Source organism: Citrobacter sp. Cpo142 (assembly GCF_030332425.1).
GTDB classification, from domain to species: Bacteria; Pseudomonadota; Gammaproteobacteria; order Enterobacterales; family Enterobacteriaceae; genus Citrobacter; species Citrobacter portucalensis.
This window is the reverse complement of the sequence record NZ_JAOWHW010000097.1, coordinates 51,994-77,657: the sequence shown is the minus strand read 5'-3', so window position 1 is coordinate 77,657 and position 25,664 is coordinate 51,994. Positions and strand designations below refer to the sequence as shown.

Annotated in this window: 22 protein-coding genes and 1 pseudogene; 3 read left to right on the top strand and 20 right to left on the bottom strand. The window is 41.6% G+C overall.

Annotated features, from left to right (window positions below; all coding sequences use genetic code 11):
- Nucleotides 1-8: 8 nt before the first annotated feature.
- On the bottom strand, nucleotides 9-992 hold the full coding sequence (wzzB, locus tag OGY18_RS05475) for an LPS O-antigen chain length determinant protein WzzB (protein WP_063940466.1): 984 nt from the start codon (nucleotides 990-992) through the stop codon (nucleotides 9-11).
- A 399-nt stretch (nucleotides 993-1,391) separates the two neighbouring features.
- On the opposite strand from wzzB, the gene OGY18_RS05470 reads away from it, so the two are divergent.
- On the top strand, nucleotides 1,392-2,396 hold the full coding sequence (locus OGY18_RS05470; protein ID WP_286552182.1) for an NAD-dependent epimerase: 1,005 nt from the start codon (nucleotides 1,392-1,394) through the stop codon (nucleotides 2,394-2,396).
- Between the two features lie 59 nt (nucleotides 2,397-2,455).
- Here the strand turns inward: OGY18_RS05470 and ugd are convergent, their stop codons facing one another.
- Nucleotides 2,456-3,622 carry a UDP-glucose 6-dehydrogenase gene (gene ugd / locus OGY18_RS05465; protein WP_286552180.1) on the bottom strand — a complete coding sequence of 389 codons (1,167 nt, stop codon included), beginning with the start codon at nucleotides 3,620-3,622 and terminating at the stop codon, nucleotides 2,456-2,458.
- An 883-nt stretch (nucleotides 3,623-4,505) separates the two neighbouring features.
- Here ugd and OGY18_RS05460 point away from each other — a divergent pair.
- Together OGY18_RS05460 and OGY18_RS05455 are read left to right on the top strand one after the other, a co-directional pair.
- Nucleotides 4,506-5,243, top strand: a complete 738-nt coding sequence (locus tag OGY18_RS05460) for an acyltransferase (protein ID WP_286552179.1) — start codon at nucleotides 4,506-4,508, stop codon at nucleotides 5,241-5,243.
- Entirely contained in the window at nucleotides 5,244-5,657 is a 414-nt protein-coding gene (locus OGY18_RS05455; RefSeq protein ID WP_212025338.1) for a MaoC family dehydratase, read from the top strand.
- A gap of 372 nt (nucleotides 5,658-6,029) precedes the next feature.
- Here the strand turns inward: OGY18_RS05455 and gnd are convergent, their stop codons facing one another.
- The 18 genes and pseudogenes from gnd to wzxC all read right to left on the bottom strand — a co-directional run bounded on the left by gnd (nucleotide 6,030) and on the right by wzxC (nucleotide 25,664).
- Nucleotides 6,030-7,436: an NADP-dependent phosphogluconate dehydrogenase gene (gnd, locus tag OGY18_RS05450; RefSeq protein WP_286552173.1), complete on the bottom strand. Its 1,407-nt coding sequence runs from the start codon at nucleotides 7,434-7,436 to the stop codon at nucleotides 6,030-6,032.
- Between the two features lie 189 nt (nucleotides 7,437-7,625).
- On the bottom strand, nucleotides 7,626-8,864 hold the full coding sequence (locus OGY18_RS05445; RefSeq protein ID WP_286552171.1) for a hypothetical protein: 1,239 nt from the start codon (nucleotides 8,862-8,864) through the stop codon (nucleotides 7,626-7,628).
- A 19-nt stretch (nucleotides 8,865-8,883) separates the two neighbouring features.
- A complete protein-coding gene (locus OGY18_RS05440; protein WP_286552169.1) occupies nucleotides 8,884-9,864 on the bottom strand; it encodes a WaaS/CpsH family glycosyltransferase in 981 nt (326 codons plus the stop codon).
- Nucleotides 9,861-10,397, bottom strand: a complete 537-nt coding sequence (locus OGY18_RS05435) for a serine O-acetyltransferase (protein WP_286552167.1) — start codon at nucleotides 10,395-10,397, stop codon at nucleotides 9,861-9,863. Before OGY18_RS05435 ends, OGY18_RS05440 begins: the two co-directional genes overlap by 4 nt.
- A gap of 12 nt (nucleotides 10,398-10,409) precedes the next feature.
- A complete protein-coding gene (locus OGY18_RS05430) occupies nucleotides 10,410-11,384 on the bottom strand; it encodes a glycosyltransferase family 2 protein (RefSeq protein ID WP_286552164.1) in 975 nt (324 codons plus the stop codon).
- The gene (locus tag OGY18_RS05425; protein WP_286552162.1) at nucleotides 11,374-12,621 is read right to left on the bottom strand and encodes an MATE family efflux transporter; all 1,248 of its coding nucleotides are present in this window, start codon (nucleotides 12,619-12,621) and stop codon (nucleotides 11,374-11,376) included. Before OGY18_RS05425 ends, OGY18_RS05430 begins: the two co-directional genes overlap by 11 nt.
- Nucleotide 12,622: 1 nt before the next feature.
- Complete coding sequence (locus tag OGY18_RS05420) at nucleotides 12,623-13,450, bottom strand: NAD-dependent epimerase/dehydratase family protein (RefSeq protein WP_286552160.1); 828 nt, start codon at nucleotides 13,448-13,450, stop codon at nucleotides 12,623-12,625.
- Nucleotides 13,447-13,992, bottom strand: coding sequence for a dTDP-4-dehydrorhamnose 3,5-epimerase (gene rfbC, locus OGY18_RS05415; protein ID WP_286552158.1), 546 nt, complete (start codon nucleotides 13,990-13,992; stop codon nucleotides 13,447-13,449). The genes OGY18_RS05420 and rfbC overlap by 4 nt, the downstream gene beginning before the upstream one ends.
- Before the next feature lie 31 nt (nucleotides 13,993-14,023).
- Complete coding sequence (locus tag OGY18_RS05410; RefSeq protein WP_286552251.1) at nucleotides 14,024-15,121, bottom strand: DegT/DnrJ/EryC1/StrS family aminotransferase; 1,098 nt, start codon at nucleotides 15,119-15,121, stop codon at nucleotides 14,024-14,026.
- A 38-nt stretch (nucleotides 15,122-15,159) separates the two neighbouring features.
- Complete coding sequence (locus tag OGY18_RS05405; RefSeq protein ID WP_286552155.1) at nucleotides 15,160-15,573, bottom strand: sugar 3,4-ketoisomerase; 414 nt, start codon at nucleotides 15,571-15,573, stop codon at nucleotides 15,160-15,162.
- Nucleotides 15,574-15,577: 4 nt separating this feature from the next.
- Nucleotides 15,578-16,450, bottom strand: coding sequence for a glucose-1-phosphate thymidylyltransferase RfbA (rfbA, locus tag OGY18_RS05400; protein WP_286552154.1), 873 nt, complete (start codon nucleotides 16,448-16,450; stop codon nucleotides 15,578-15,580).
- A gap of 79 nt (nucleotides 16,451-16,529) precedes the next feature.
- A pseudogene (gene rfbB / locus OGY18_RS05395) lies at nucleotides 16,530-17,616 on the bottom strand (dTDP-glucose 4,6-dehydratase).
- Nucleotides 17,617-17,982: 366 nt separating this feature from the next.
- Entirely contained in the window at nucleotides 17,983-18,876 is an 894-nt protein-coding gene (gene galF, locus OGY18_RS05390; protein ID WP_286552152.1) for a UTP--glucose-1-phosphate uridylyltransferase GalF, read from the bottom strand.
- Between the two features lie 237 nt (nucleotides 18,877-19,113).
- Nucleotides 19,114-20,109 (bottom strand): NAD-dependent epimerase/dehydratase family protein, encoded by a 996-nt coding sequence (locus tag OGY18_RS05385; RefSeq protein WP_063940478.1) that lies wholly within the window; start codon nucleotides 20,107-20,109, stop codon nucleotides 19,114-19,116.
- 149 nt (nucleotides 20,110-20,258) lie between these two features.
- Nucleotides 20,259-21,653: a colanic acid biosynthesis protein WcaM gene (wcaM, locus tag OGY18_RS05380; protein ID WP_286552149.1), complete on the bottom strand. Its 1,395-nt coding sequence runs from the start codon at nucleotides 21,651-21,653 to the stop codon at nucleotides 20,259-20,261.
- Between the two features lie 11 nt (nucleotides 21,654-21,664).
- The gene (gene wcaL, locus OGY18_RS05375; protein ID WP_286547729.1) at nucleotides 21,665-22,885 is read right to left on the bottom strand and encodes a colanic acid biosynthesis glycosyltransferase WcaL; all 1,221 of its coding nucleotides are present in this window, start codon (nucleotides 22,883-22,885) and stop codon (nucleotides 21,665-21,667) included.
- A complete protein-coding gene (gene wcaK, locus OGY18_RS05370) occupies nucleotides 22,882-24,162 on the bottom strand; it encodes a colanic acid biosynthesis pyruvyl transferase WcaK (protein WP_286552146.1) in 1,281 nt (426 codons plus the stop codon). Before wcaK ends, wcaL begins: the two co-directional genes overlap by 4 nt.
- A 23-nt stretch (nucleotides 24,163-24,185) precedes the next feature.
- Nucleotides 24,186-25,664, bottom strand: a complete 1,479-nt coding sequence (wzxC, locus tag OGY18_RS05365; protein WP_284969257.1) for a colanic acid undecaprenyl disphosphate flippase WzxC — start codon at nucleotides 25,662-25,664, stop codon at nucleotides 24,186-24,188.

Genomic DNA, 25,664 nt, shown 5'->3' with positions numbered 1-25,664 from the left:
CTTTAGACTTACTCAGCTTTGGCTTTGTAACCACGCAGAGCATTTCGCCCCAGCACCACGCCTGCACCAATCATCCCACCGAGCAGAACCGCCAGCACGAGGGTAATCGCTTTTTTCGGGCTGTCACGACGAATCGGTAACGTTGGTTTCATCACATAGCGGTAGGCGTGTAACTCAGCCCCTTCAAGCTTAAGACTTTCGATATCCAACAGCTTTTGTTTGGTCTGGAAGTAGTTATCAGACAATATCAAAGGGCGTGTAGATTCGTGCTCAATCATGGACTTCAGGGCATCACTACCCAACAGGAACATACTGTCCTGCGTCACATCCTGCGTCTGCTGAATTTGCGGCTTAATCACCCCGGCCTGCTCTGCATAACGCAGCGCTTCCTGAATTTGCTTAATTCGCAGATCTTTTTGCTCCTGAGCGACCACTTCCTGAGTTTTCAGAGAGTCTTGCAACGTGGTTGTTTGCAACTTGATATTATCAACCAGGTCAAGCTCCAGCTCTTTAGCAACCTTTTCATCTGTTTGTTGAATGTATTCGGCGAGCTGACGCTGAGCGTCTTCTGGTGAGCTACCCACATAAGAAACCGCCAACGGCAGCGGTTGACCTTTAACAGATTGTTCAATTGACAGTTTCTGTGGTTCTTCCTGATTATCAAGCGTTTCAGCCAATGCAGAGAGAGAAGTACTGAAACGACCAACCACGTTTGTCTGCAGTTCAGTAGCCTTGGGGGCGCTGACACCATACAACACATTGAGGGCGTTGTTATATGTGGCGATCTGACCAACATCCGGTTGAGTAATAATGGCTGTTGAGGTCCATTTCTCCTTAGCAACTGCCAGATAGCCCACAGCAAGCACTATGGCAATAACAATCGCGATAACGATTGTTACTTTCCCACGCCATAACTGTACCAGTAAATCAATCAGATCAATCTGTTCCGGATCGTGACTGCGCCCGGACATGTTGTTATCACTTACAGACATAGAAACCCTAGATAAGGAAAGACTTAAACTGGGATTAGTTTAGCTATAAATTGCGGCAATGCCATAGGATTAATGATAAAAAAATCAAATTATTTCAGGGATTTTGATTGGTATTTCAATCACTACTGAAAATCGATACGATTAAACAAAAGTGTCAATACTCAAAGAACATCTTCATGCGCAAAAAACCATCAACAAACAGGTTTCATGCCCGCTAATCGTTATACTTTACAACTCATTTTATTGAATTCATATCGTGAATACTTACCGTCTGACCAGTAAAGATGGTAAGCGTAAAAAATATAACAATTAGCTTTTTTACCATCTAACGGTATCGTTCCACTTTTTAGTAGCACCTGTTGGTGCCTGGCTATTATTTAGCCAAAAAGAGGAATGAACATGAAATACCTGGTTACGGGTGCCGCTGGTTTCATCGGCTTCCACGTTAGCAAACGCCTCCTTGAGGCTGGCCATCAAGTAGTCGGTATTGATAACCTGAACGATTACTACGACGTCAGCCTTAAACAAGCTCGTCTGGAATTACTGGCGCAGCCTGGTTTCCAGTTTCATAAAATTGATTTAGCCGACCGCGAAGGCATGACTGAACTTTTCGCATCCGGGCATTTTGAACGTGTGATTCACCTCGCCGCACAGGCTGGCGTACGTTATTCACTTGAAAACCCGCATGCCTATGCAGACTCAAATCTCACAGGCTTTCTGAACATACTGGAAGGGTGTCGCCATAATAAGATTCAGCATTTACTCTACGCATCCTCCAGTTCAGTTTACGGCCTGAATCGCAAAATGCCTTTCTCTACGGATGATTCCGTAGATCATCCCGTGTCGCTGTATGCAGCAACCAAAAAAGCCAACGAACTGATGGCCCATACTTATTCCCACCTGTACGGATTGCCCACAACCGGGTTGCGTTTTTTCACCGTTTACGGTCCGTGGGGTCGACCGGATATGGCGCTGTTCAAGTTCACCAAAGCGATGCTGGAAGGGAAGAGTATTGACGTCTATAACTACGGCAAAATGAAGCGTGACTTTACCTATATTGATGATATCGCAGAAGCAATCATTCGCCTGCAGGATGTCATTCCACACGCAGACACACAATGGACCGTTGAAACAGGCACGCCAGCAGCCAGCATTGCGCCCTATCGCGTCTACAATATCGGCAATAGTTCACCGGTTGAGCTAATGGACTATATCCAGGCTCTGGAAGATGCTCTGGGTATTGAAGCGAAGAAAAACATGCTACCACTACAGCCAGGTGATGTGCTGGAAACCAGCGCGGACACTAAAGCACTGTATGAGGTAATTGGTTTTAAACCTGAAACCACGGTAAATGATGGGGTGAAGAACTTTGTTGACTGGTACCGTGATTTCTACAAAGTTTAATTACTGACCTGATTAAAATAAAAAAGGCCTTATATAAGGCCTTTTTTATGGAGACGAGATTAATCACTACCAAACAAATCGCGGGTATACACTTTATCGGCAACACCAGCTAATTCTGACGTCATACGGTTAGAAATAATAATATCCGCTTCATTTTTGAACGCATTAAGATCACGCACAACTCGGGAATGGAAAAATTCATCCTCTTCCATGACCGGTTCATAGATAATAACGGGCACGCCCTTTGCCTTAATGCGCTTCATGATGCCCTGAATCGATGAAGCCCGGAAATTATCGGAACCACTTTTCATGATCAAACGGTACACGCCAACTACCTTAGGCTTACGCGCAAGAATAGAATCTGCAATGAAGTCCTTACGCGTACGGTTCGCATCAACGATCGCACCAATAATGTTATTCGGTACGGACGCGTAGTTCGCCAGCAACTGCTTAGTATCTTTCGGCAGGCAGTAGCCACCATAGCCGAATGACGGGTTGTTGTAGTGATTACCGATACGCGGATCCAGGCACACACCTTCAATAATCTGCCGTGAGTTCAAGCCAAGACTTTCTGCATAGCTATCCAGCTCGTTAAAGTAGGCCACACGTAACGCCAGATAGGTGTTAGCAAACAACTTGATGGCTTCGGCTTCAGTCGAGTCGGTAAACAGCGTCGGAATGTCTTTTTTAACCGCACCTTCCTGCAGCAACGCGGCAAAACGCTCGGCACGCTCGGAACGTTCACCAATAACGATACGGGACGGATGCAGGTTGTCGTACAGTGCACGACCTTCGCGCAGGAATTCTGGCGAGAAAATAATATTATTAGAGTTAAATTTTTTACGCGTTTTCTCAGTAAAACCAACTGGAACTGTCGATTTAATAACCATTGTTGCAGATTTATTTAATTCAATAACATCTTGAATAACAGACTCCACAGAAGATGTATTAAAATAGTTCGTCTTTGGATCATAATCGGTAGGTGTTGCAATTATTACATAATCAGCATCAGTGTAAGCTTTACATTTATCTAGCGTAGCATTGAAGTTAATTTTTTCAGATTGTAAAAACTGCTGAATCTCATTATCAACTATAGGTGACATTCTTCTATTTAAAGCATCAACACGTGATGGTATAATGTCCAACGCGACAACCTGATGATGCTGTGCAATGAGCAGAGCATTGGATAAACCAACATATCCAGTACCGGAAACAGCTATTTTCATTTTATGCCTCAGAATAAAATTAACCATCAATAATATAGTGTTCACATCCTAACAAAAGCAAGTAATGCTAACTCAAAAATAAAAACAAAGCCAATAAAAGCTGAATAAATCAGATAATGCTCATCACAAAAAAAATAGATATCAGAGTAATGGACTGTAGAAAATGATGTATTGAAACCCAAGATCACTTATACGGACTTGAAAAAAGACTTAACTTATCATGCAATTATTAAAAACCCATAAACTATTTTAAATAATGCACTGTTAGACCAACCAAAACATTTTAACTCTTGATATAAAGTTAACATTAATCAGAATAAAATCAATCTACGAGCATACTTATATTTTCACACGCGGCGGGAAATGCTATTTATCGAACTATATTGCTAATAGTAATGAACCACGCTTTAGTAAATTAGGGTCACGATAGGTAGCGATAATCAGTACAGATATACCAAAAATCCCAGGGGCTCCTATAGTGTAAGAGGTAGATTAAACACACCTAATTTACGAGAGGGAAAACTCCTTAATTATTTTAATAAATCTGCATAACATTCCTCCAAAACCCATCATGAACACAATTAAATCGACAAACACTACAAAGTGTGGTAGGTGTTTAAAACGAATACAATCTCTCTTTTATTGTAAGCATAATTAAAATCTTAATCGTAACCATTTTAAGCCTTAGACTCACTTATCCGTGGCAAAATTGCTATAGCAAGACGACTGTTAAAATTTTTTTTTGATGCTAAAATATCTATATTGCCTCTTCTATTTTCAGTTTTATGCTGAACATTAAGTTAGCGAATCGGAGAGTGCCTAAAGTAATAGTGGTTTTCCTGATGAAAATAGAAACCTAGTAAAAATCGAGCGGAGAAATAAAATGGGACAATTTTCAATCATCTCAAAAAAAGCACAAATAGGAATAAATGTTACAATAGGTGATTTTGTAACCATACATGACAATGTCATTATTGGTGACAATTGCATCATCGAATCCTACACTGAATTAGGTGTTCCAAACCATCTTTCAAATGGTGACAACTTAATTATAGGTAAAAACTCGCACATTAGGTCTCACAGCATTTTTTATGAAGGTTCCATATTTGGTGATGGACTAATAACTGGTCACCGGGTAACTGTTAGAGAAAAGACTAGCGCCGGAAAAGGATTTCAAATAGGAACACTCTCAGACATACAGGGCCATTGTAATATTGGTGACTATGTAAGGACCCACAGTAATGTACATATTGGACAACATAGTGAAATAGGCAATTTCGTATGGATTTTTCCCTATGTAGTTTTAACTAATGATCCGCATCCACCGAGTAATGTTATGCTCGGAGTTACACTAGATGATTTTGCAGTTATAGCAACAATGTCTGTCATATTACCTGGGGCACATATTGCCAAGGGTGTGTTAGTAGGTGCCCACTCATCAATATCTGGAAAAACAGAAGAAGATATGATCTATTCTGGTAGTCCCGCCAAATGTATAGGCCCGACAAGTAAATTAAAATTACGTGATGGTTCTAGAAAACCAGCATATCCATGGCGAAAACATTTCACGAGAGGTTATCCAAAACATATCGTCGATTCATGGAATAAAGAGGACTTTTAAATGTATAAAATAGAAGACATTTCAATTGGCATGTCTGCATCATATTCACAAACAATAACCGATGCTGATATAAAGTCTTTTGCTGGAATATCAGGAGATAGAAACCCAGTACATTTAGATGAAAAATATGCCGAATCTTCTCGCTTCAAAAAAAGAATTGCACATGGCATGATAAGTGCGGGTTTTTTCTCTGCGCTCTTTGGGACTAAAATACCGGGAGAAGGTTGTGTATATGTTTCGCAAAACCTTAAATTTAGGAAGCCTGTATATATAGGCGATACGGTAGTTGCCACCATTGAAGTTAAAAGCATAGATATTAATAAAAGACGTGTTTTTTTTGATACTTATTGCAAGGTCGGAAAATCAAAAGTAATAACAGGAGAGGCTGAAATATACATACCAGAACAGGAATAAAATAATCATTAACGCCTAAAAAATTATTAAATATTTTTGTCAGTTGCAAATATTATTTATATTTAGCAACTGACAAATTACAACATCTAAAATTCAATATATTATATGAAGCGCACATTTATATGAAAACCTAGCAATAAAAAGACATGAATATTAATTAGACTTTAAAATATACAATTTATAAAACCACAAAAACTCATTATAATCATTCTTATGAATGCCATAATATGGTATGCATATAATTACAAAAATTAAGAATGAGATAAAATAACCATTATCGCCAAAATCAACCGAGGACAGATAGATGAACGTATCCAAGAGTAGAAAAAACCTGGATACGCTGACTAACTAAAACTGCTACTAGTTAATAAATTAACCCAGCCATTCGGTGTGGAACACACCTTCTTTATCGGTGCGTTTATACGTATGTGCACCAAAATAGTCGCGCTGGGCCTGGATCAGGTTTGCCGGCAGTACTGCAGAACGGTAGCTATCGTAGTAGGCTACTGCTGCAGAGAAGGTCGGTACCGGGATACCATTCTGCACAGCGTAAGCCACTACATCACGCAGCGCTTGCTGATATTCGTCAGCGATATTTTTGAAGTACGGAGCCAGCAGTAGGTTCGCGATATCTTTGTTTTCAGCATAAGCGTCAGTGATTTTCTGCAGGAACTGCGCACGAATGATGCAGCCCGCGCGGAAGATCTTCGCGATTTCACCGTAGTTCAGATCCCAGTTGTATTCGTCAGACGCAGCGCGCAGTTGAGAGAAGCCCTGCGCGTAGGAGACGATTTTACCCAGATACAGCGCGCGACGCACTTTCTCAACAAACACTGCTTTATCACCAGCCAGTTTAGCCTGCGGGCCAGACAGGACTTTAGATGCCGCAACGCGCTGGTCTTTCAGAGAAGAGATGTAGCGAGCGAATACGGATTCGGTGATCAGCGACAGCGGTTCGCCCAGATCCAGAGAACTCTGGCTGGTCCATTTACCGGTGCCTTTGTTCGCAGCTTCGTCCAGAATCACGTCAACCAGGTATTTACCGTCTTCATCTTTTTTGGTGAAGATGTCTTTGGTGATGTCGATCAGATAGCTGCTCAGCTCGCCTTCATTCCACTCGGTGAAGGTAGTTGCCAGTTCTTCGTTAGACAGGTTCAGACCGCCTTTCAGCAGAGAATAGGCTTCAGCAATCAGCTGCATATCGCCATATTCAATGCCGTTGTGAACCATCTTCACGTAATGGCCTGCGCCGTCAGCGCCAATATAGGTCACGCACGGCTCGCCATCTTCCGCAACGGCTGCGATTTTGGTCAGGATCGGCGCAACCAGCTCATACGCTTCTTTCTGGCCACCAGGCATAATAGATGGGCCTTTCAGGGCTCCCTCTTCACCGCCGGACACGCCGGTACCGATGAAGTTAAAACCTTCCGCGGACAGTTCACGGTTGCGACGGATAGTGTCCTGGAAGAAGGTGTTGCCACCATCAATGATGATGTCGCCTTTATCCAGATACGGCTTCAGGGAATCGATGGCAGCATCGGTGCCAGCGCCCGCTTTCACCATTAACAGGATACGACGTGGGGTTTCAAGAGACTCGACGAACTCTTTCACCGTGTAATAAGGAACCAGTTTCTTACCCGGGTTCTCGGCAACAACTTCTTCAGTTTTCTCGCGGGAGCGGTTGAAGATGGAGACGGTATAACCACGGCTTTCGATGTTGAGCGCCAGGTTGCGCCCCATCACTGCCATACCGACGACGCCGATCTGTTGCTTGGACATTACATACTCCTGTCAGGTGTGGTCACCGCGCTACGTATGCGCGGTTTGAATGTACTAAAGATATTAACCTAAAGTAAACGGTAGCGACCAGTCTTTAGTTAGCTTTTTGATTTAAAATACATCGAGAGTGAAATTAAAGTGCAAATCAAAAATTGGTCCAGCATAAAACAATACTTATTAGAAATAAATTCAATCACCTACCCGAATACGATTCATTCGCCCTCGCTCATATTGCGCTGGGTCAAAAAGAAATAATCCAATAAATAACAAAATAAATAAACCACCACTAAATAGCATAGCCGAAAGAGAGTTAAACAAAAGAAAAATCAATGGTACAAACGTGCATGCCTTAATAACGAATATATCACTGCGAATTGAAACCCTTATAATAAAAACAATAATTAAATTGTAAAGAAGAACGCCAAGCACCCCCCAGTTTATATAGGCATCAATAAAATACGAGGTATTCGCTGAACCTGTACCGCTTTCATTTTGTCCCCATTGAAATGCAAAAACCTCACGTTCAATATTAATTTTCTCTTCACCATTTAAAGCCGCAACAATTGAAATGTTACGCCCCATCAACTCCTTTCCACCTAATTTTACATCTCGATATCTAAGCCAATCAACACTTGTCGCGTAGGGGATAAAGAGCACTCTGTTCAGCACATAAAAAATCTGGCTATCAGATTTAAACATATTGTATTGAGTTGGAACGTAGCTTAAATCACTTGATCCTGTATCAGTAGATACACCACCGCGAGCAAGAAACGATGTTGCAGCAACTAATAGAATTGTTACATACAATATCCTACGAGCAATCTTAGGCTTTATTTGGAAAAAGAGAAAGAACAAAGGTATCAGCGCTATAACACAGACACTTTTTTCAAGAGTTAACAATAAAGTCATTAGGAAAATTAAAACCGAAGTAAATCTCCAATTACTCTTTATATAAAAAAGCCAACAAATTGCAAATGGCATTAGTATAGAACGATACATTGCGAAAAAATAATTTAGCAACGACTCCCATCCAGTTCGAGTTCGCAAAAAAGTTTCTCGCCCATTTGATATAACATCTATGCTACTGCCTCTAAGTGCATCCAACAGAGGTATTGATGGAGCAGTAATAGCTGTGTATAACATCAGGATACTGTATGTAACAATGATTATTTTAGAAACCGATGCCAAATCAATGTAAAATTTCTTTGGGATATAGGGTAATAACAACCTATCGAAATTAGAAAGCAGTACCAGAATAAAAAAAGCCACAGACACTGTAGATATTATTAACATTTCCAGAGAGTAATTATCACCATTTATTAAATAGCTAAGCAGTGCAGGCAGAATATAAAAAAAAAGTGTTCCCCCAGGAATAACACTTAACAGAAACAATGTCGAAACAGGAATTCCTCGCCTAGTTTGAGACATAATAACTCCAAATTAAATCCTAAATAGAGAGCAATTTTTTAGCCCAAGAATCTATGCTATATAGACTAATAAATAATTCATCCGTCTGAACATATTTTCCAGTAATAAATTCATCATCAATGACTGGATCATCACGATCAATAATACAAATGTTATTTTTATGATAAAAAGGGTAATCTTTTACAGATTCATTAGTTGTTATTATCTTGCGTCTTAGTGGTAATAATTCTATAACCCTCATGGTTAAACCATTCTGGTGGGGGTGATGAATATCCACAACAGCCGATGAGTTATTATATACTTTAACAATATCTTCACCTGATATCGGTTTAAGTGTAAGTCGAAAGTTTTTGAAAGATGATAGTGATCTATAGTTTTTCATCAAAAAAGATGAGAATATAATTACTGATGGAAAATATATATTAAAGTTTAGATCATATATATCGCTATATTTTTCTTGTATTTTATTCAATACATCAAATCTATCACTATGGTATGAACCTATGAACGAGATTCTTCCAACCTTAGGTGTCTCTGTACTTTTTTTATAATGCGGAGAATAAAAAAGTGGTAAATGTTCGAGTCGCTCATAATTTAATGAATCATTTCTATCAAATGAAAAACATTGATCGAAATGATGCAATAAACCTTCAACATGTGGATAGTTTCTAATTGAATCCCAAGCATAGAACAAAAATTTACTTTTAATATATTTACTCTTCAGCCATATCATAAATTCATTAGATACACATTCAGCTTTAATAATAACGATATAGTCAAATGAATCAATGTTTAGTGTATTAACTTTATTTTGTAAGCTTTTAAGCAAAAATTTTTGAACGATTTTTTTCCGTCCTAACAATCTAATTATAATTTTAGAAAAGGAGATATTAGATGGTTTTTCATCGATACGAAAACATTGTAAACCTTGTCTCTCTATTGCATCTTGCATATGAGTAGCATAGTCAAAAAACTCAGGGCAAATCAGTAATGCATTCATACAACAACATCCTTTACTTTCAAAATACGGGCAGGCATGCCGCCTATAATACAGTGACCTTCACAAGAATGAAGTACAACACTATTGGCAGCTATAGTGACATTATCACCTATATATATTCCACCTATAACTTTTGCACCTGACGCAATTATTACATTATTGCCAATTGTTGGTCTGTGAGAATGATTAAAAGGTACATCAAGTTCTTTTGCACCAAGTGTTACACCCTGGTATATTACTGAATTTCTCCCGATTTTAGATGCACCGATGACTATTCCATAAGTATGCGGAATAAAAAGACCACCAGCAATATCGGTGTCCATACTAATTTCAACACCAAAAACAATTGAATTTAATAGTTGTAAAAGACGAGATAACACTCTCATTCTTTTAAGATGAAAATACTTGCTAGCTCTATAAATAGCCACACTTGAGAATCGTGGGTGAAAAGAGTATTTAATAATGTTAATAACGGATATTTTTTTATTCATTTTATATATGCTAAAGAAATGGGCCAAATCTTCTTTAATCATTTTCAGGTACCTTTACAATATATTCCGCTTGATGAAATTTTTAAGTTTAGGTAGCACAAGTGATAAATATGTGACTATAGATTTATTTGACAAAATAATTCCAAAAAATTTCATGAAACATATTTCAATTCCATTATTGTTTTGCTGTAGTAATTTAAACAGGTACGGCATATTTTCCGTTTTATTTAAAATAATCTGCCGATAAACTTCACCCAGAATATAACGTCTTTTCCCTTTCTTACAAACGTTAATTAAGTGTCTATCATTTTTTCCATATCGCTCAATAACAACATCAAGGGTCATTAAAGACTCAGACATAAGTTCAAGGGTACGTTCACTCGCACCTTTACCATGCTTCCGATAGCGGCCGAGCATTTCATTGAGAAATGCAACTTTTCCTTTTAACGCGACCTCAATGTAAAAAATCCAGTCAGAAACAACCGGAAATTGAGGATCAAAACCATGTTCAGGACAAGCTGAACGCCTCACCATTACTGAAGAAGCCCCAGGAATCCCACCTTTAGAAATAATATCATATGCATTCCCGATAAACTCACGCTCAGTGGTGTTTGTCACAAATAAAGTTTCGCCTGTTTGGTGCAAAAATATATCAACTTGATGATAGGAAAGGACCACTTTTGGATCTTCAAACTGTCTTACTTGCTTTTCTATTTTGCCAGGTAGAAAAATATCATCACCGCCAAGGATTGCAATAAGTTCCCCGGTGCAATGAAAAAATGCTGCGTTAGAATTTCCAGTGATGCCTAAATTATTAGGGTTTAGTACTGGCCTTATAATTTCAGGATATTTTTCATGGTATTGCTCAATAATCATTGGTGTATTATCTGTAGAAGCATCATCTGCTACTACGATTTCAAGATTAGGATAATTTTGAACCAGCACACTATCTAAAGTGTCGCTAATGAATGCTTCTTGATTGTACGTAATAATAATAACAGAAACTTTAGGTGAATACTTACTTGTCATATTTTTTATACCAATAAACAAATACTGCTATTGTAAGAAATAAATATAATAAATAACTTGCAGAATATGCTACAACAGCGCCTTTAACTCCATAGATTGGAACAGCGAAATATACCAGAGCTAGATAGGTGCAAAAATAAGCTAACTCTAAAAAAATAAGAGTCTTTGTTTTCCCTAATCCCAACAATGAAAATGTTAAAACCCATGCAAAAATTTTGAATATATCGCCCGGTAGTTGATAAATGAATAAATCTTGCATTGGAAGAAATTCACGGCTGAACAAAATGATCACAACATATTCTTTTAGACAGTATATAAATAATACACCTATACCAATAAGTGGTATCAACAATATGATTAATGGAAGTATACATTCCTTTATTTGTATTCTATTCTTGGCAGGAGAAATTTTTGGTAATACATAGACACTCAATACCGAAGAGACTAATACTAAATAAACTTCAGAAAAACGAGTTAATCCCTGCCAAATGCCTGATTCAAAAAGTCCATTATGGTTTGTTATAAAATTTCTAGCAATGATTTGTGCGATAGGCAGGCAAAGAGATGATATCAGACCAACGAGAGAGTATCTCAACAAGTAGCGAAGATCTTTTTCAGGCTTTATGTTTTCTGATAACTTATACTCCTGCTTATTTCTACCAACAACATATATATACCTGAGGGTCGGTCCTAGGCACATACAAATAGCAAAATATCGCCAATCAGTTGTGATGAAGAAAGCAACGCACGCAATCAGAATCGTTAGAATACTAGCATAAATATTATCTCGCGCTAATAAATTAACCTTACTTAGTCCATTTAAAACGGCCAAATAAAAATTAAACCGCGTTTGTAGTAAAATAAATGGTAACGATAGTAGAAGCAACGCAATTATGTTACCTCTCATCCAATCAACCGTGACATATAAAATAAAGATGCATAATGGGAAAAAAACAAAGAAAGAGATTAATAACAGTCTATTCAGAAATATATTGGCGCCAGTATAAAACCGTGTAAACTCGTCATTATTTTCGGCCCTTGCGATTTTTGATGTTACGCCTGCAAACATCACACCGCCACTTACCATTAATAATACAGTCACCAAGTTTTGATATAAGCCAAAATTAGAGAGGGCATCAGGCCCTCCCACTTTTGCAATCAATTTGATAATTATAAAACCAGCTATTAGTTTTGCTAATGTCTGTGACATAGCCCAGAATGCAGTTTTAATAATCATCCTATATCTCTTTTTGAAAACGTTCTACAAACTTATCGATCATTAGAGATAAATCATCGGTTACACTATTTGGAGTGTATTGCATAATACCATTAATTTTAGAAATATTAATTAATGGGAATTTTTCTTTTGTTGTATTTTCATTCCAAACAACTTCACAATTAATTTTTGATTGAATTATATTTGCAAGTTCTAGCGCTGTAGTATTTTTTCCAGAAGCAATATTAAATATATCATTATTGCCATTGTAGTTTAACGCAAGATATTTCACCACATCTGCAACATCACTTACTGAGACATAATCCTTACTATAATCTTTATCGACATACATATTAATTTTTTTGTTAAGAATTGCATGTTTGACAATCATTGGAAGAAATAATTTACTATCAAAGGCTTTACCATATACATTACTTGGTCTAACTATAAGAGTATTTTTTTCAGATTTTAAGCAACATTCTTCTGCAGTGAGTTTTGTTAAATTAAAAAGACGTCTACTATCTTCACTGTGAATAGTTATTGCCGAATCTTCGTCAGATAATTCCGAATTTAGATACAATCTGGTTGAAGATAAATATATTAATTTTTTAAAGGTGCAATGAATTAAAACTCTCTGCAGATAATTAATATTCGAATCAAGCATTTGTTCAGGTTTTGAACAATCACCATTACCTGCACAGTAAATGATGATATCTTTTTCACCATTACCAGCAACCAGTTCATTTCTCGCAGGAACGACTACTTCAACCTCTTCATGGGCAAATTCTTTTACGATCTCGCTACCAATAAACCCATTCCCACCAATAATAAAAACCTTAGTTTTTCTCATGCTAAAACCCTGGATTTAAATTCCGCGAATGATAATAATTTTTGGTCCTTTGCGGATATAATTGGTATCTCTATAGGCCAAGGTATATTGAGTTCTATATCATTCCAGATGATCCCACCCTCATCATTGGAATCATAGAAGCTGGTACATTTATACTGAAAATCAGCTGTTTCTGAAAGTACACAAAATCCATGTGCAAAACCGGGAGGAATATAAAGTTGGTTATGTGTATCTGAGCTTAGTATAACTGAATAATGCTTACCAAAGGTTCTTGACATTGGGCGTAAATCTACCGCAACATCAAAAACCTCACCTGCTGTAACTGATACCAATTTGCCTTGTGGCTTACATATTTGAAAATGCAAGCCCCGCAACACATTCCTGACTGAACGTGAACGATTATCCTGTACGAATTTATCCACAATACCAAATTCTGCGTATTTCTTTTCGTGAAAAGCTTCAAGAAAATAACCTCTTTCATCCTTGAATACGTTAGGTTGGATATGCAGACAACCATCAAGCCCTGTATCAATAACTTTCATATATTATTATCTCTACTGAAAATACAAACGACTAAAACGCATTGATGACACTCACAACTTTAATCATATCTTCTTCAGACATTGTGGTATCAATTGGTAAACTCAACACTGTTCGGTGTATTTCTTCAGTAATCGGCAACGATAAATGGTTATATTCTGCATACGCTTTTTGCTTGTGGGGTGGAATTGGATAGTGAATAAGTGTTTCAATACCATTATCTTTGAGATATTTCTGCAATTCATCACGGTATTTTGTCGTAATAACAAAAAGGTGCCAGACATGTTCACTCTCATTTTTCACTGTCGGCAGTTTTATTTTCGGGTTATTAATATGAATCCTATAATAACTTGATATTCTCCTTCTATTCTCATTCTCATTCTCAAGATGAGATAGTTTTATATTAAGAATGGCAGCCTGGAGTTCATCAAGCCGGCTATTAACACCAATATAAGTATTCTCATATTTTTTAAATGAACCGTAATTGCGTAATGCAATTAACATATCAGCTAGTTCAGCATCATTCGTGGTGATTAATCCTGCATCGCCTAACGCACCGAGGTTTTTACCCGGGTAAAAGCTAAAACCGCTAGCATCACCCCAATTCCCACTTTTAATTCCCGCAAGGTTCGCACCATGAGACTGAGCCGAATCCTCAAGTACCAATAAGTTATGTTTGGCAGCCAATGCTGTCAATTCATCCATTGGGCTAATTTGGCCATAAAGATGAACAGCAAGGATACATTTTACATCATCATCAATATGCTTTTCTACATTATCAGCTGATAAATTAAAGGTATTAATATTTGGTTCAACAAATACAGGCCGGAGTTTATTTTCAGTAACAGCTAAAACTGAAGCAATATATGTATTTGCGGGTACAATTACTTTATCCCCATCTTTTAATTTACCCATAAGCTTCCAAGCGCGTAGTGTTAAAGTTAAAGCATCTAATCCATTTGCAACACCAATGGCAAATTTCACACCACAATATTTTGCAAAAGCCGACTCAAAGTTTTTCAGTTCTCTACCTCCGATGTACCATCCAGAGTCTAATACTCGGGTAAATGCTTCTAATATTTCTGCTCTATACTTATTGTTTATTTTACCCAAATTTAAAAAATCTATAATCTTATTCATTTTGCAAGCCTTTTTTTAATAAAATTTCTTTAGTCTGATAACTTACTGCTATTAACTAATGATTTAAATTGATTATAATCTCTAATATAATCTGTTTCATCGTAAAAAGAATCAGCGAGTACCATAAGCACACAGTCTTCTGAGAAATCGTGCATTTCTCGCCACATTGTCGAGTCTATTAACAAACCTTGTGCTGGATTATTCAGAATAATATCAACACGTTCTGAACCATTATCGAGGATAAACCGACAGGAACCTTTTACAGCAATAGCAACCTGTTTTAATTTGATATGAGCATGATAACCACGGCTTATGCCTTGCTTAGTATCAAACATGTAATATACTCTTTTAATTTCGAAGGGTATATTTTTTGTTTGTTCAAGGGATACCAAGCACCCCCGATCATCACCATGAGTTTGAAGTGGGATAAGTTTAATTTCCATAGAGTTATTGAGCCCCACCCAAAATTCTTAAGAGATAGCTACCATAATCATTTTTGCTTTGCTCTTTTGCCCGATATTCTAAAGTTGCAGATGTTACCCAACCATTACGCCAACCGATCTCTTCAAGGCAAGCGATCATCATCCCCTGACGTTTTTGCACGGTTTCAACAAAATTGCCGGCTTCAATCAAACTTTCATGTGTTCCCGTATCTAACCAAGCGAAACCACGACCGAGTAACTCGACCTTTAATTTTCCCTTTTTGAGGTATTGTTGGTTAATTGAGGTAATTTCAAGTTCACCTCGTTCTGAGGGTTTAATATCTTTTGCAATAGAGATAACATCATTGTCATAAAAATAAAGACCAGTAACAGCCCAATTTGATTTTGGTGTTTTTGGTTTTTCTTCAATGGATATAACATTATATTCGTCGTCAAATTCAACCACACCAAAACTTTTAGGATTCATTACTTGATAGCCAAAAACAGTCGCACCATTTTTATTTTGAGCTGCTTCACGTAATTTCTTACTAAAACTTTGACCAAAGAATATATTATCGCCCAGAACCAAGCAAACACTGTCATCACCAATGAAATCTTCAGCAATAATGAATGCCTGAGCTAATCCTTCAGGTTTAGGTTGAACTGCATAAGATATATTAACTCCAAAATCTGAACCATCACCTAGTAAACGTTTAAAACTATTATTATCTTCAGGTGTTGTAATGATAATTATATCTTGTATTCCAGCTAACATTAATACTGAAAGAGGATAATAAATCATTGGTTTATCGTAGACAGGCAAAAGTTGCTTTGAAACTCCCTTCGTTATTGGATACAGTCTTGTGCCAGACCCACCAGCCAATATAATCCCTTTCATATTTTCACCTCACAAAACAAAATTTGATATAATAATTTGTCATATAAATGGCAAATTCTATTTATACTTTAAATCTGATTTAACTTCTATACTTATAATTTTTGGTGATCCAAGATCTTGTAATTTCCCGTCTTAACATTATCTACCCATTTCTGATTTTCCAGATACCATTTCACCGTTTTACGGATGCCACTTTCAAATGTTTCATGTGGTTTCCAACCCAATTCATTACTGATTTTTGAGGCATTAATTGCATAACGACGGTCATGCCCAGGTCGGTCAGTCACGTAAGTAAGTTGTTCTCGGTAAGAATCTTCTTTTGGCACCATCTCATCCAACAAGTCGCAGATAGTATGCACCACGTCCAGGTTTTGCTTCTCGTTATGACCACCGATATTGTATGTTTCACCTACAATCCCTTGGGTCACTACGGTGTACAACGCTCGGGCGTGATCTTCGACATAAAGCCAGTCGCGAATCTGGTCGCCTTTGCCATAAATTGGCAATGCTTTACCTTCCAGCGCATTCAGAATCACCAGCGGGATCAGCTTTTCAGGGAAGTGATACGGACCGTAGTTATTGGAGCAGTTAGTGACAATCGTTGGAAAACCATAGGTGCGCAGCCATGCGCGAACCAGATGATCGCTTGAGGCCTTTGAAGCAGAGTATGGGCTACTCGGCGCATAAGCCGTCTTTTCAGTGAACAGAGGCAGTACGCTACCGACAGCCACTTCATCTGGATGTGGCAGGTCGCCATATACTTCATCTGTGGAGATGTGATGGAAACGAAATGCCTGTTTTTTATCAGCATCCAGCTCGTTCCAGTAGCCACGGGCTGCTTCCAGCAATACGTAGGTACCAACAATATTCGTTTCGATAAAAGCTGCTGGCCCAGTAATAGAGCGGTCAACATGACTTTCAGCTGCCAGATGCATCACCGCATCCGGCTTATGCGCGGCAAAAATACGTTCCATTGCCGGTTTATCACAGATATCCGCATGTTCAAAATAGTAGCGGTGACTTTCGCTGACTTCGGCAAGAGACTCAAGATTACCGGCGTAGGTTAGTTTATCGACATTAACAACGGTATCCTGAGTATTTTTAATAATATGACGAACAACTGCGGATCCAATAAAACCCGCCCCACCAGTAACTAGTATTTTCACGTTTTAATTCCGAATATCGTTTATATGACTACTATTAACATGCTGGCAAACAATTCACATATCTGGTATTACCCATGCTACCGCCCCTGGCTTTGCAGCAACCAGAGCACTACTTAATGATAGTGGTGTAACCAGCCCCGCCAGTTATCGCACAGCGTTCCAAACTTCAAACGCTAATTGTCTTACCAAATGCAACCAGAAACAAGGAAAAATCCAACAAAAAACAGATTAAGCCGAGCGGACTAACCTATTGTAATTATTTACTTTTTATATAAAAAGCGACAGTAACATTCCAATGCATAATGCATAGACTCTGGGATGTTAGCTGCCGCTTTTTTACTAAATATTATTACAAAGATCTGAAAGCTATTCGCTCAGCAACTTCTCAATACCTTTCCGAAAATTAGGCCCTTCTTTCAGGTTACGAAGTCCATACTTAACGAACGCCTGCATGTAGCCCATTTTTTTACCACAGTCGTAGCTGTCACCCGTCATCAGCATGGCGTCAACAGACTGTTTTTTCGCCAGCTCAGCGATGGCATCCGTCAACTGAATACGCCCCCAGGCACCTGGTTGGGTATGCTCTAATTCTGCCCAAATATCAGCAGACAGCACATAGCGCCCTACGGCCATCAGATCGGAATCAAGTGTCTGCGGCTGGTCTGGTTTTTCGATGAACTCAACAATACGGCTGACTTTGCCTTCGTTGTCTAAAGGATCTTTGGTCTGAATAACAGAGTACTCAGAAAGATCGCCTTCCATACGCTTGGCCAGTACCTGACTGCGCCCGGTTTCATTAAAACGAGCAACCATGGCAGCAAGATTGTAGCGCAGAGGGTCCGCACTCGCGGTATCAAGAACGACATCCGGGAGCACCACGACGAACGGGTTGTCACCAACAATTGGGCGAGCACAAAGAATGGAGTGACCCAGACCCAGTAACTGAGCCTGACGAACGTTCATGATAGTCACGCCCGGAGGACAGATAGACTGCACTTCGGCTAAGAGCTGGCGCTTAACACGCTGCTCAAGGAGTGATTCGAGTTCGTAAGAGGTGTCGAAGTGGTTCTCAACTGCGTTCTTAGACGCATGAGTCACCAGAACGATTTCTTTGATACCGGCAGCTACAATTTCGTCGACAATGTATTGAATCATCGGCTTGTCTACGATCGGCAGCATCTCTTTAGGGATTGCCTTCGTGGCAGGCAACATGTGCATCCCCAGGCCCGCTACCGGGATAACTGCTTTCAAATTAGTCATTCTCTCTCCTACCTCCAAACGGCTGATAAAGTATAGACTTTAGCCGTACGTTAGCCAATATTGCTGGCTCCATCCTTAACACGAAATAACCAGGTTAAGGTAAACCGAATGCAAACTTTACACTTCACCAGCACCGAGGTGAACTCGGATTCCTCGGAAACGAACTCATCTCGTCAGTTTTATAGCATTTCCGAAAAATCGAAGTTAGCTAAGCCCCAAACACTCAACAAACAGCAATCACTCAGAGACAAACGTAATGTCATCTTTCTTATCGTGCAAAAATTCGTATTTTAAAGTGCGATCCAGCCCCTGAGACAATGTATAAGGTGCGACAAAACCGGATGAGTGGACTTTAGTTGCATCAAACTGTGTAGTGGCACAGAACTTCTTCACGCGCACAGAGCTGACAGCATATTTTTTGCCGGTCACTTTACCCAAAATATCAAAGCAATAGCCACCTAACATGCCTAAAGCGTAAGGTAAGTGTGCTGAGGGGATTTTTTTACTTAAGCTCTGTTCAACTTCGGTAACCAGTTGATTCATATTCAGATCAGGTTTATCAACGTAATTATAAACCTCATAACCAGCAGTCACATTCTTCAGCTTATACTTGATAAACTCAACAATATTACCCACATAAGCCATTGATTTATAATTCGTACCCGCCCCAACCATCATAAACTTACCGCCAGCAATCTGCTTGAGCAGATTATAAACGTTACCACGGTTGCGCTCACCAAAGATAACGGTTGGACGAATGATAGTCAGCGAACGATCATCAGGCGCTTTAGCATGCCATTCACGGAGAACCTCTTCCGCTTGCCACTTGCTTTTACCGTAGTGGTTGAAGGGATCGTGAGGATGATTTTCATCAGGGTTGGTTTTGTTCAGGCCATAGATCGCAACAGAACTGGTGAAAATGATGTTCTTAACATCATTTTTCTCCATAGCGGCCAATACATTGCGCGTCCCCTGGACATTCACATCATAATAGAGTGAAGTAGGACTGACATCATCACGATGTTCAGCCGCTAACAAAACAACCGTATCATAGCCTGAAAGCGCCTGATCCAAAATTTGTTGATCGCGAACATCGCCGATTTGCGTGATTTGCGGATAGAAATGACTCTGCTGTTTATCCAGATTCTTGATATCAAAATCCGCAACAGCCGTCTCCAGGAGTCTGGTCCCCACGAATCCGGAGGCACCGATGAGCAAAACTTTATCGTTCATAAATCACTTTGTCTGTTCGTAACACAAGAAACATATGATAAAGATGAGCGTCTTCCCTGAGTAGTCAATGCTGCCCAGCCCCAGCTTTAACAGTAATTGGGTGATTATAATCTTTTAGCCAATGATATCCAGTAAGAATATAGTGGGGGTTACCTCCCCTGCCCCGGCAGTCGAAAATTCACCGCTTCGACATTCACCACCTGATGGTTTACCCGATCGATGTCAACTGAACTTTGCCCGCTTTCGTTTACCGCATGTACGTTGGCCAGTGAGAGTAGTGTGTCCTGTCTGGCCATAAACTTGCCGCGCACATCCTGGCGTAGATCGAAGTGCATCTTGAGCGCGGGTCCTGTTGTGGATTGCTGCATCACTCTGATGTTACGTAAAAAAAGGTGCTGCGGTTGGTTGTGCAACTCAAGCGTGGCTCGCTTCATCTCCACGTTGGTGATGGCCACGAACGACGTTGCATTACCTGATGAGATCTGAATGCCGCGTAATTTATATTCAAGTTTTGTGTTATCCAGATGGATATTATTTAACTTAAAGTTCTGCGGAATGGATAAATATCGTCCTTTAATAACACCGTAGCCAATGAGCATACCTGCGCTATTTTCCATATTGATATTATCAATCACGAAATTATCGCATCCATAAATAGCGACCGTCGCATTATCAATGCCCGCTTTCTTACTAAAATCTGGGGTAATATTTCGTGCAGTGATATTACGAATGATAAAATGTTTGCCGTTCTCTACATGGACTAGCTGTCGACAGTCGGTACCGGTGATATTCGCCACGACAAAGTTTTTTACCGCCAGTTCATCGGGATAGGAATTGTCATAGGTACTGCCCGCCAGCCCGATGCCGATGCCCCAGTTCACGTTGCCATTGGTACAGTTAATACGTTCAATGACATGGTCAGAAATGAGGATGTTGCTGTCGTTTATCGCCACATTCCACTCAATGGCATCCCCCTGAAGATCGCTAAAACGGCAGTTTGTAATCTTTACGCCATCCATTCGGTTATGAAAGCCCTGACGCAGGATCCCATAGTTAGCGCGCGTGACGGTAATATCATTGATAACCAGATTGCGCATCAGCCTCGGTGTCTTACCGCCGATATAGACTTGCGTCACTGGCCCGAAACCACTCATGGCAATCCCTTTTATCACGCAATCCGAACCGCGCACATCGAGGGTAACATTCCTCAGGCTCCCGCCCTTCTCACCCACTACCCTGCATCCATCCTGCAGAACAAAGCGACCACGGCCATTGCCGCTGATTCTGCCTTGCAGGTGTAGCGTTTTGCCAAGGGGAATAACGATAGCGGTATTGAGATCCTTGCATTCCAGTTCTTTGGGTACGACTACCGTTTGTCCTTCTTTGAACGCCTGCCGGAATGAAGCGACCCAATCCTTTGGGTTGTAATCCTGAATGTTGACGCTGCCCGATGATTCAAGCGCCCGGACAACGGGAGTATGCAATACGACAAGCGCAGAGCCTGCCGTCAGAAAAGTACGGCGTGAGAGTTTGTTCTCTGACATACAACCTCGACTTACATCGTTTGCAGCAGACTGGCTAACTGTTTATTGATCGCTAACTGATTAAATTCAGTTTCAATTTTTTCGCGCGCACACTGCACAATCGGCTGTACCTGCTCACTGTCGAGCAGGCTAAATGCCGCTAAACGCTCTGCCAGTGCCTGCGCATCGTTTTCTGGTGCCAACCAGCCAGATTTACCCGACTCGACCAGCTCCGGGATCCCGCTGTGAACGGTAGAAATCACCGGAATACCCACCGCCATCGCCTCCATCAGCGCTACCGGGATCCCCTCCATATCGCCGTCTCTTCCGGTGATCGACGGCAGCAAAAATACATCCGCCTGCTCAAGCATCTCCTTTACCTGATGACTGGGCTTAAAGCCGGGCATCTCAATCACGTCATCGAGTTGATATTGCTCGATCAGCGTACGTAAACGACGCTCCCAAGGGCCGATACCCAGAATGCGATAACGAAATGAAACGCCCTGCTCTTTTAACTGACGACAGGCTTCGATGGCGACGTGCAGTCCTTTTTTCTCGGTTAACCGGGCGACAGAGATAATTTCCAGCGGTGCAGCTGGTGCTTTCAGTTGGCGAGGGGTAAAACGCGTCATGTCGATACCCATACGCGAAACCGCGATTTTTTGCGGCGGGCATCCCATGTTTTTTAAACGTCCGGCCCAGAGATTGCTGATGGGTAACATCAAATCTCCACGTTGAAACAGTTGCTGATACTCAGGGGTATAGCGGGTAAGCACATCCCGATGCGAAACATCGACGCCGTGAAATACCGTGGCGATTTTTCCGCGGATCATCCCAAGCTCACGCAGCTTGGCGGCCGTTACGCCTGCTGGCCCAAAATGAGCAATAAAGACATCTGCCTGAAACGCCTGCGGATTCCCGCCGCAAATAGCCGCCAAAATCAGATTGCGCGCCTCCTCGCCATAGCGTGCAACATTAAGCGCCTTCCAGGTCGCTGCGCGGGTGAGACCGTGCAGAGCCGCCGCGGCCCTATATTTCAGCTTCGCCAGTTTGCTTTCCGGTTCATTGAGCAACCAGCGCGTTTTTTCACCCAGCCGGTAGGTATTAAATGAGGCATGCGTATTTTCAAGATCGCCCTTCTGCAAAGCGACAATCTCCACGTCGTAGCCCATATCGATAAATGCGGTTATCTGATTGAGTACAAAGGTCTCAGAAGAGAGCGGAAATTTAAGCAGGAAAAAGCCAATCTTCATTTTTCCCCCTCAATACGCGTTAAAACCGACTGCACCATGTGTACCCCGCGTTCGCGTTCGCGTGTCACAGCATCCCCAAGCCGTATGTTCAGATCAGGTAACTGTCCGAGGGTATCGGCGACCTTTCCTTCCAGACTGCCATCGAGCAGATGGCAAATATCGACAGCCATCTCCGGCAACCCCAACTGTTGCATAATCCCTGCCGATTTATGCTCGTAGTTAATGGCGATGGCTGGCGTCATAAAATTCATCGAGATGATGGCCGAGTGCAAGCGAGTACCCACCGTCAGATCGCATGCCCCCAGAATCTTCCCCATCTCCAGATCGTTAAGTTCATCCATCACCACGTGATATCGGGCCGGGTCGTTAACATACTGGCGCAGGTTTAACGCCACCATGCGGTCATCTTTGTTGTAACTATCAATACCGGTGCAGGTTGACAGCGCTATCACCTGGTAACCTTCATCGAGGATGCGGTTCACCACTCCGGCAAAGGCTTGCTCATAGGCCTGCTGCGTTGTCCCCAGACGCTTATCAAAAGGAGCCAGTTCACGCAATGTAATGGCAACAGTCTTCTGTTTAGCCGCCATGTGTAACCAGTGCTGTACCGCATAACCTGGCTCAAAATCCTCATGATGATTGTCGACCAGCCAGGCCGTATCCACGCCTGTTTCAACTTTATCCGTGGTAATTGCGCTGCGCTTCATCAGATCAAGACTGACGGATTCACGTAAAATCAACGCATTACAGTGACCAAACACGTAGTTCGCCAGTTGATTAAACTGCTCATCCTGGAATGGCCCCACGCTGTGACCAATCATGTACAACGGTTTTTTCGCCATAAACGAACACAGGGCATGTTCAAACTGCGGTACGCCATACAGATCGACAAAGAACGATCCGCCGACCTGGATGATGGCGTCATAGCGCGACAGCAGACGAACAAAATCGGTAAAACCCTGGGCGATAGCGATATTGCGCAGATTACCGGAGTCGGTAACACGCGAGAGCAGTACCTGATGCTGATAGCGGCGACGCAGCACTTTCTTCACGCGCCCCATAACACCCGCTGCGTTGTTGTGTTGCTTCATCTGCGAATACAGCGGATCGCCCATCACCGGGCGGTTCAGCAACCATGAGGAGCTCACCGGGTAACGGCTCATAACATCCACTTCAGTCTCAGGACGCAACGCGTTAATGGCATCCAGCAAACCGCGCAGGATCGCGCTATCCCCTCGGTTCCCGCAGGTATGGTTGCCCAAAATTAATAGTTTCATTATGACCTCTTAAAGCGTTGTTCTTATCCTGCACGGAGCAAGGTTTTCATTTTTTCACTGCGACAGAGCTGGCGTTTTATTTCCACCACCAGCGGATGGCGCGACAGCACTATCATTAGCGCAAACGCCAGCGCCCCTGCCGCTATCTGGCTCCCCAACAACACGCCCAACGACAGCTGGCTATGCAGCATTACGCCCAACGCATAGCTCACCACAAGGGTTGGCAAGGAGAGATACAACGGCAGCCAAAGACTGAGCATGTACTGGCGGTAGCTGGGGCCAAGAACAGGTTTAATCATCACGAAATAGCTGAGGACTGTGTTAATCACCTGGACCAGCAAAAAGCCCAGCGTCACGCCAATCGCTCCGGCCAGATGCCCACCGATGAAAATGGCCGGAATAAACAGAAAGGTTTTGAACACATTGAATTTAAAGCTGATATCAACCCGCGCTTTCGCCATCAAAAGCGATCCTATTGGATTCCCCACCGAGCGCAGCAGCCCAACAATGCACAGCAGTTGCAGGATGGGGATAATGCCGTTCCACTTCTCGCCGAATACCAGCGGCACCACGTTATTCGACACCACCATCAGTCCCAGCAGCGCCGGGAAGTTGATAATCCCAACCACCGACAGCAGCTTGTAAAAATTCACCCGTAGCTTTTCGCTGTCGTCCTGGATTTTGGCAAACGCCGGAAACAGCACGCGGGTGATAATCGGGTTCAGTTTGATCGGGGGGACAACCGCCACATTCCAGGCGAGATTGAATCCGCCCGCCACGCCAGCTCCCAACGTGCGGGCTAAAACCAGCGTGGAAAGGTTGGTATTGATGTAATTGATAATGCTGTCTGCCGTCAGCCACGCACCAAAACGCAGATTCGACGAAACCGATGCCAGCGAAAAATGCAGCCCCGGACGGTAAATCCGGCGACCAAAATAGCCAAACAGCAGCGTACGTAGCGTACTGTTCACCAGATACCCGAGAATGGCCGTCAGCGCGAGCGGCCAGAAATGGGCACTGACTACGGTGAAGGTAAAACCGGCAAGCACCGAACTGGTTTCAATCATGCCAATTTTGTTGAAGGCCAGCTCTTTTTGCATCAGCGCGCGAAACTGCTGCCCGTGCGGTATCACCACAAACGCCAGTGATAATGTTTTGATAAGCTGTGCCAGTTCTGGGTTGTTGAGCACATGGGCAATCGTCTCGCTCAGCAGAAACATCGCCACGCATACCACGATACCCAGCCCAACGTTGAGCCAGTACAGCGTGGTCAGTTCTAGATAGCCAATCTCTTTGCGCTGAATAATTGAGTTAGCGATACCAAAGTCAGACAGCGTATCGGCCAGCGCGATGATTACCAGCGCCACGGTTAACAACCCGAACTGGTGGTTATCAATAATCCGTGCCAGTACGGTCATCTGGATAAGCCCCAGACCAATGATGATCACCGTGGCAATCGCCGACCACTTTGCGCCGTTCAGCGTTTTTTCTCGTAAGCTCAT

What these genes read in the sequence shown, in the direction of transcription:
- OGY18_RS05430 (WP_286552164.1), bottom strand. Translation starts at nt 11,384, where the DNA reads ATGACAAGTAAGTATTCACCTAAAGTTTCTGTTATTATTATTACGTAC.
- rfbC (WP_286552158.1), bottom strand. Translation starts at nt 13,992, where the DNA reads ATGAAAGTTATTGATACAGGGCTTGATGGTTGTCTGCATATCCAACCT.
- wcaM (WP_286552149.1), bottom strand. Translation starts at nt 21,653, where the DNA reads ATGTCAGAGAACAAACTCTCACGCCGTACTTTTCTGACGGCAGGCTCT.
- OGY18_RS05470 (WP_286552182.1), top strand. Translation starts at nt 1,392, where the DNA reads ATGAAATACCTGGTTACGGGTGCCGCTGGTTTCATCGGCTTCCACGTT.
- OGY18_RS05440 (WP_286552169.1), bottom strand. Translation starts at nt 9,864, where the DNA reads ATGAATGCATTACTGATTTGCCCTGAGTTTTTTGACTATGCTACTCAT.
- OGY18_RS05420 (WP_286552160.1), bottom strand. Translation starts at nt 13,450, where the DNA reads ATGAGAAAAACTAAGGTTTTTATTATTGGTGGGAATGGGTTTATTGGT.
- OGY18_RS05405 (WP_286552155.1), bottom strand. Translation starts at nt 15,573, where the DNA reads ATGGAAATTAAACTTATCCCACTTCAAACTCATGGTGATGATCGGGGG.
- OGY18_RS05445 (WP_286552171.1), bottom strand. Translation starts at nt 8,864, where the DNA reads ATGTCTCAAACTAGGCGAGGAATTCCTGTTTCGACATTGTTTCTGTTA.
- OGY18_RS05455 (WP_212025338.1), top strand. Translation starts at nt 5,244, where the DNA reads ATGTATAAAATAGAAGACATTTCAATTGGCATGTCTGCATCATATTCA.
- OGY18_RS05435 (WP_286552167.1), bottom strand. Translation starts at nt 10,397, where the DNA reads ATGATTAAAGAAGATTTGGCCCATTTCTTTAGCATATATAAAATGAAT.
- OGY18_RS05385 (WP_063940478.1), bottom strand. Translation starts at nt 20,109, where the DNA reads ATGAACGATAAAGTTTTGCTCATCGGTGCCTCCGGATTCGTGGGGACC.
- rfbA (WP_286552154.1), bottom strand. Translation starts at nt 16,450, where the DNA reads ATGAAAGGGATTATATTGGCTGGTGGGTCTGGCACAAGACTGTATCCA.
- wzzB (WP_063940466.1), bottom strand. Translation starts at nt 992, where the DNA reads ATGTCTGTAAGTGATAACAACATGTCCGGGCGCAGTCACGATCCGGAA.
- wcaL (WP_286547729.1), bottom strand. Translation starts at nt 22,885, where the DNA reads ATGAAGATTGGCTTTTTCCTGCTTAAATTTCCGCTCTCTTCTGAGACC.
- gnd (WP_286552173.1), bottom strand. Translation starts at nt 7,436, where the DNA reads ATGTCCAAGCAACAGATCGGCGTCGTCGGTATGGCAGTGATGGGGCGC.
- wzxC (WP_284969257.1), bottom strand. Translation starts at nt 25,664, where the DNA reads ATGAGCTTACGAGAAAAAACGCTGAACGGCGCAAAGTGGTCGGCGATT.
- OGY18_RS05425 (WP_286552162.1), bottom strand. Translation starts at nt 12,621, where the DNA reads ATGATTATTAAAACTGCATTCTGGGCTATGTCACAGACATTAGCAAAA.
- OGY18_RS05460 (WP_286552179.1), top strand. Translation starts at nt 4,506, where the DNA reads ATGGGACAATTTTCAATCATCTCAAAAAAAGCACAAATAGGAATAAAT.
- ugd (WP_286552180.1), bottom strand. Translation starts at nt 3,622, where the DNA reads ATGAAAATAGCTGTTTCCGGTACTGGATATGTTGGTTTATCCAATGCT.
- galF (WP_286552152.1), bottom strand. Translation starts at nt 18,876, where the DNA reads ATGACTAATTTGAAAGCAGTTATCCCGGTAGCGGGCCTGGGGATGCAC.
- wcaK (WP_286552146.1), bottom strand. Translation starts at nt 24,162, where the DNA reads ATGAAACTATTAATTTTGGGCAACCATACCTGCGGGAACCGAGGGGAT.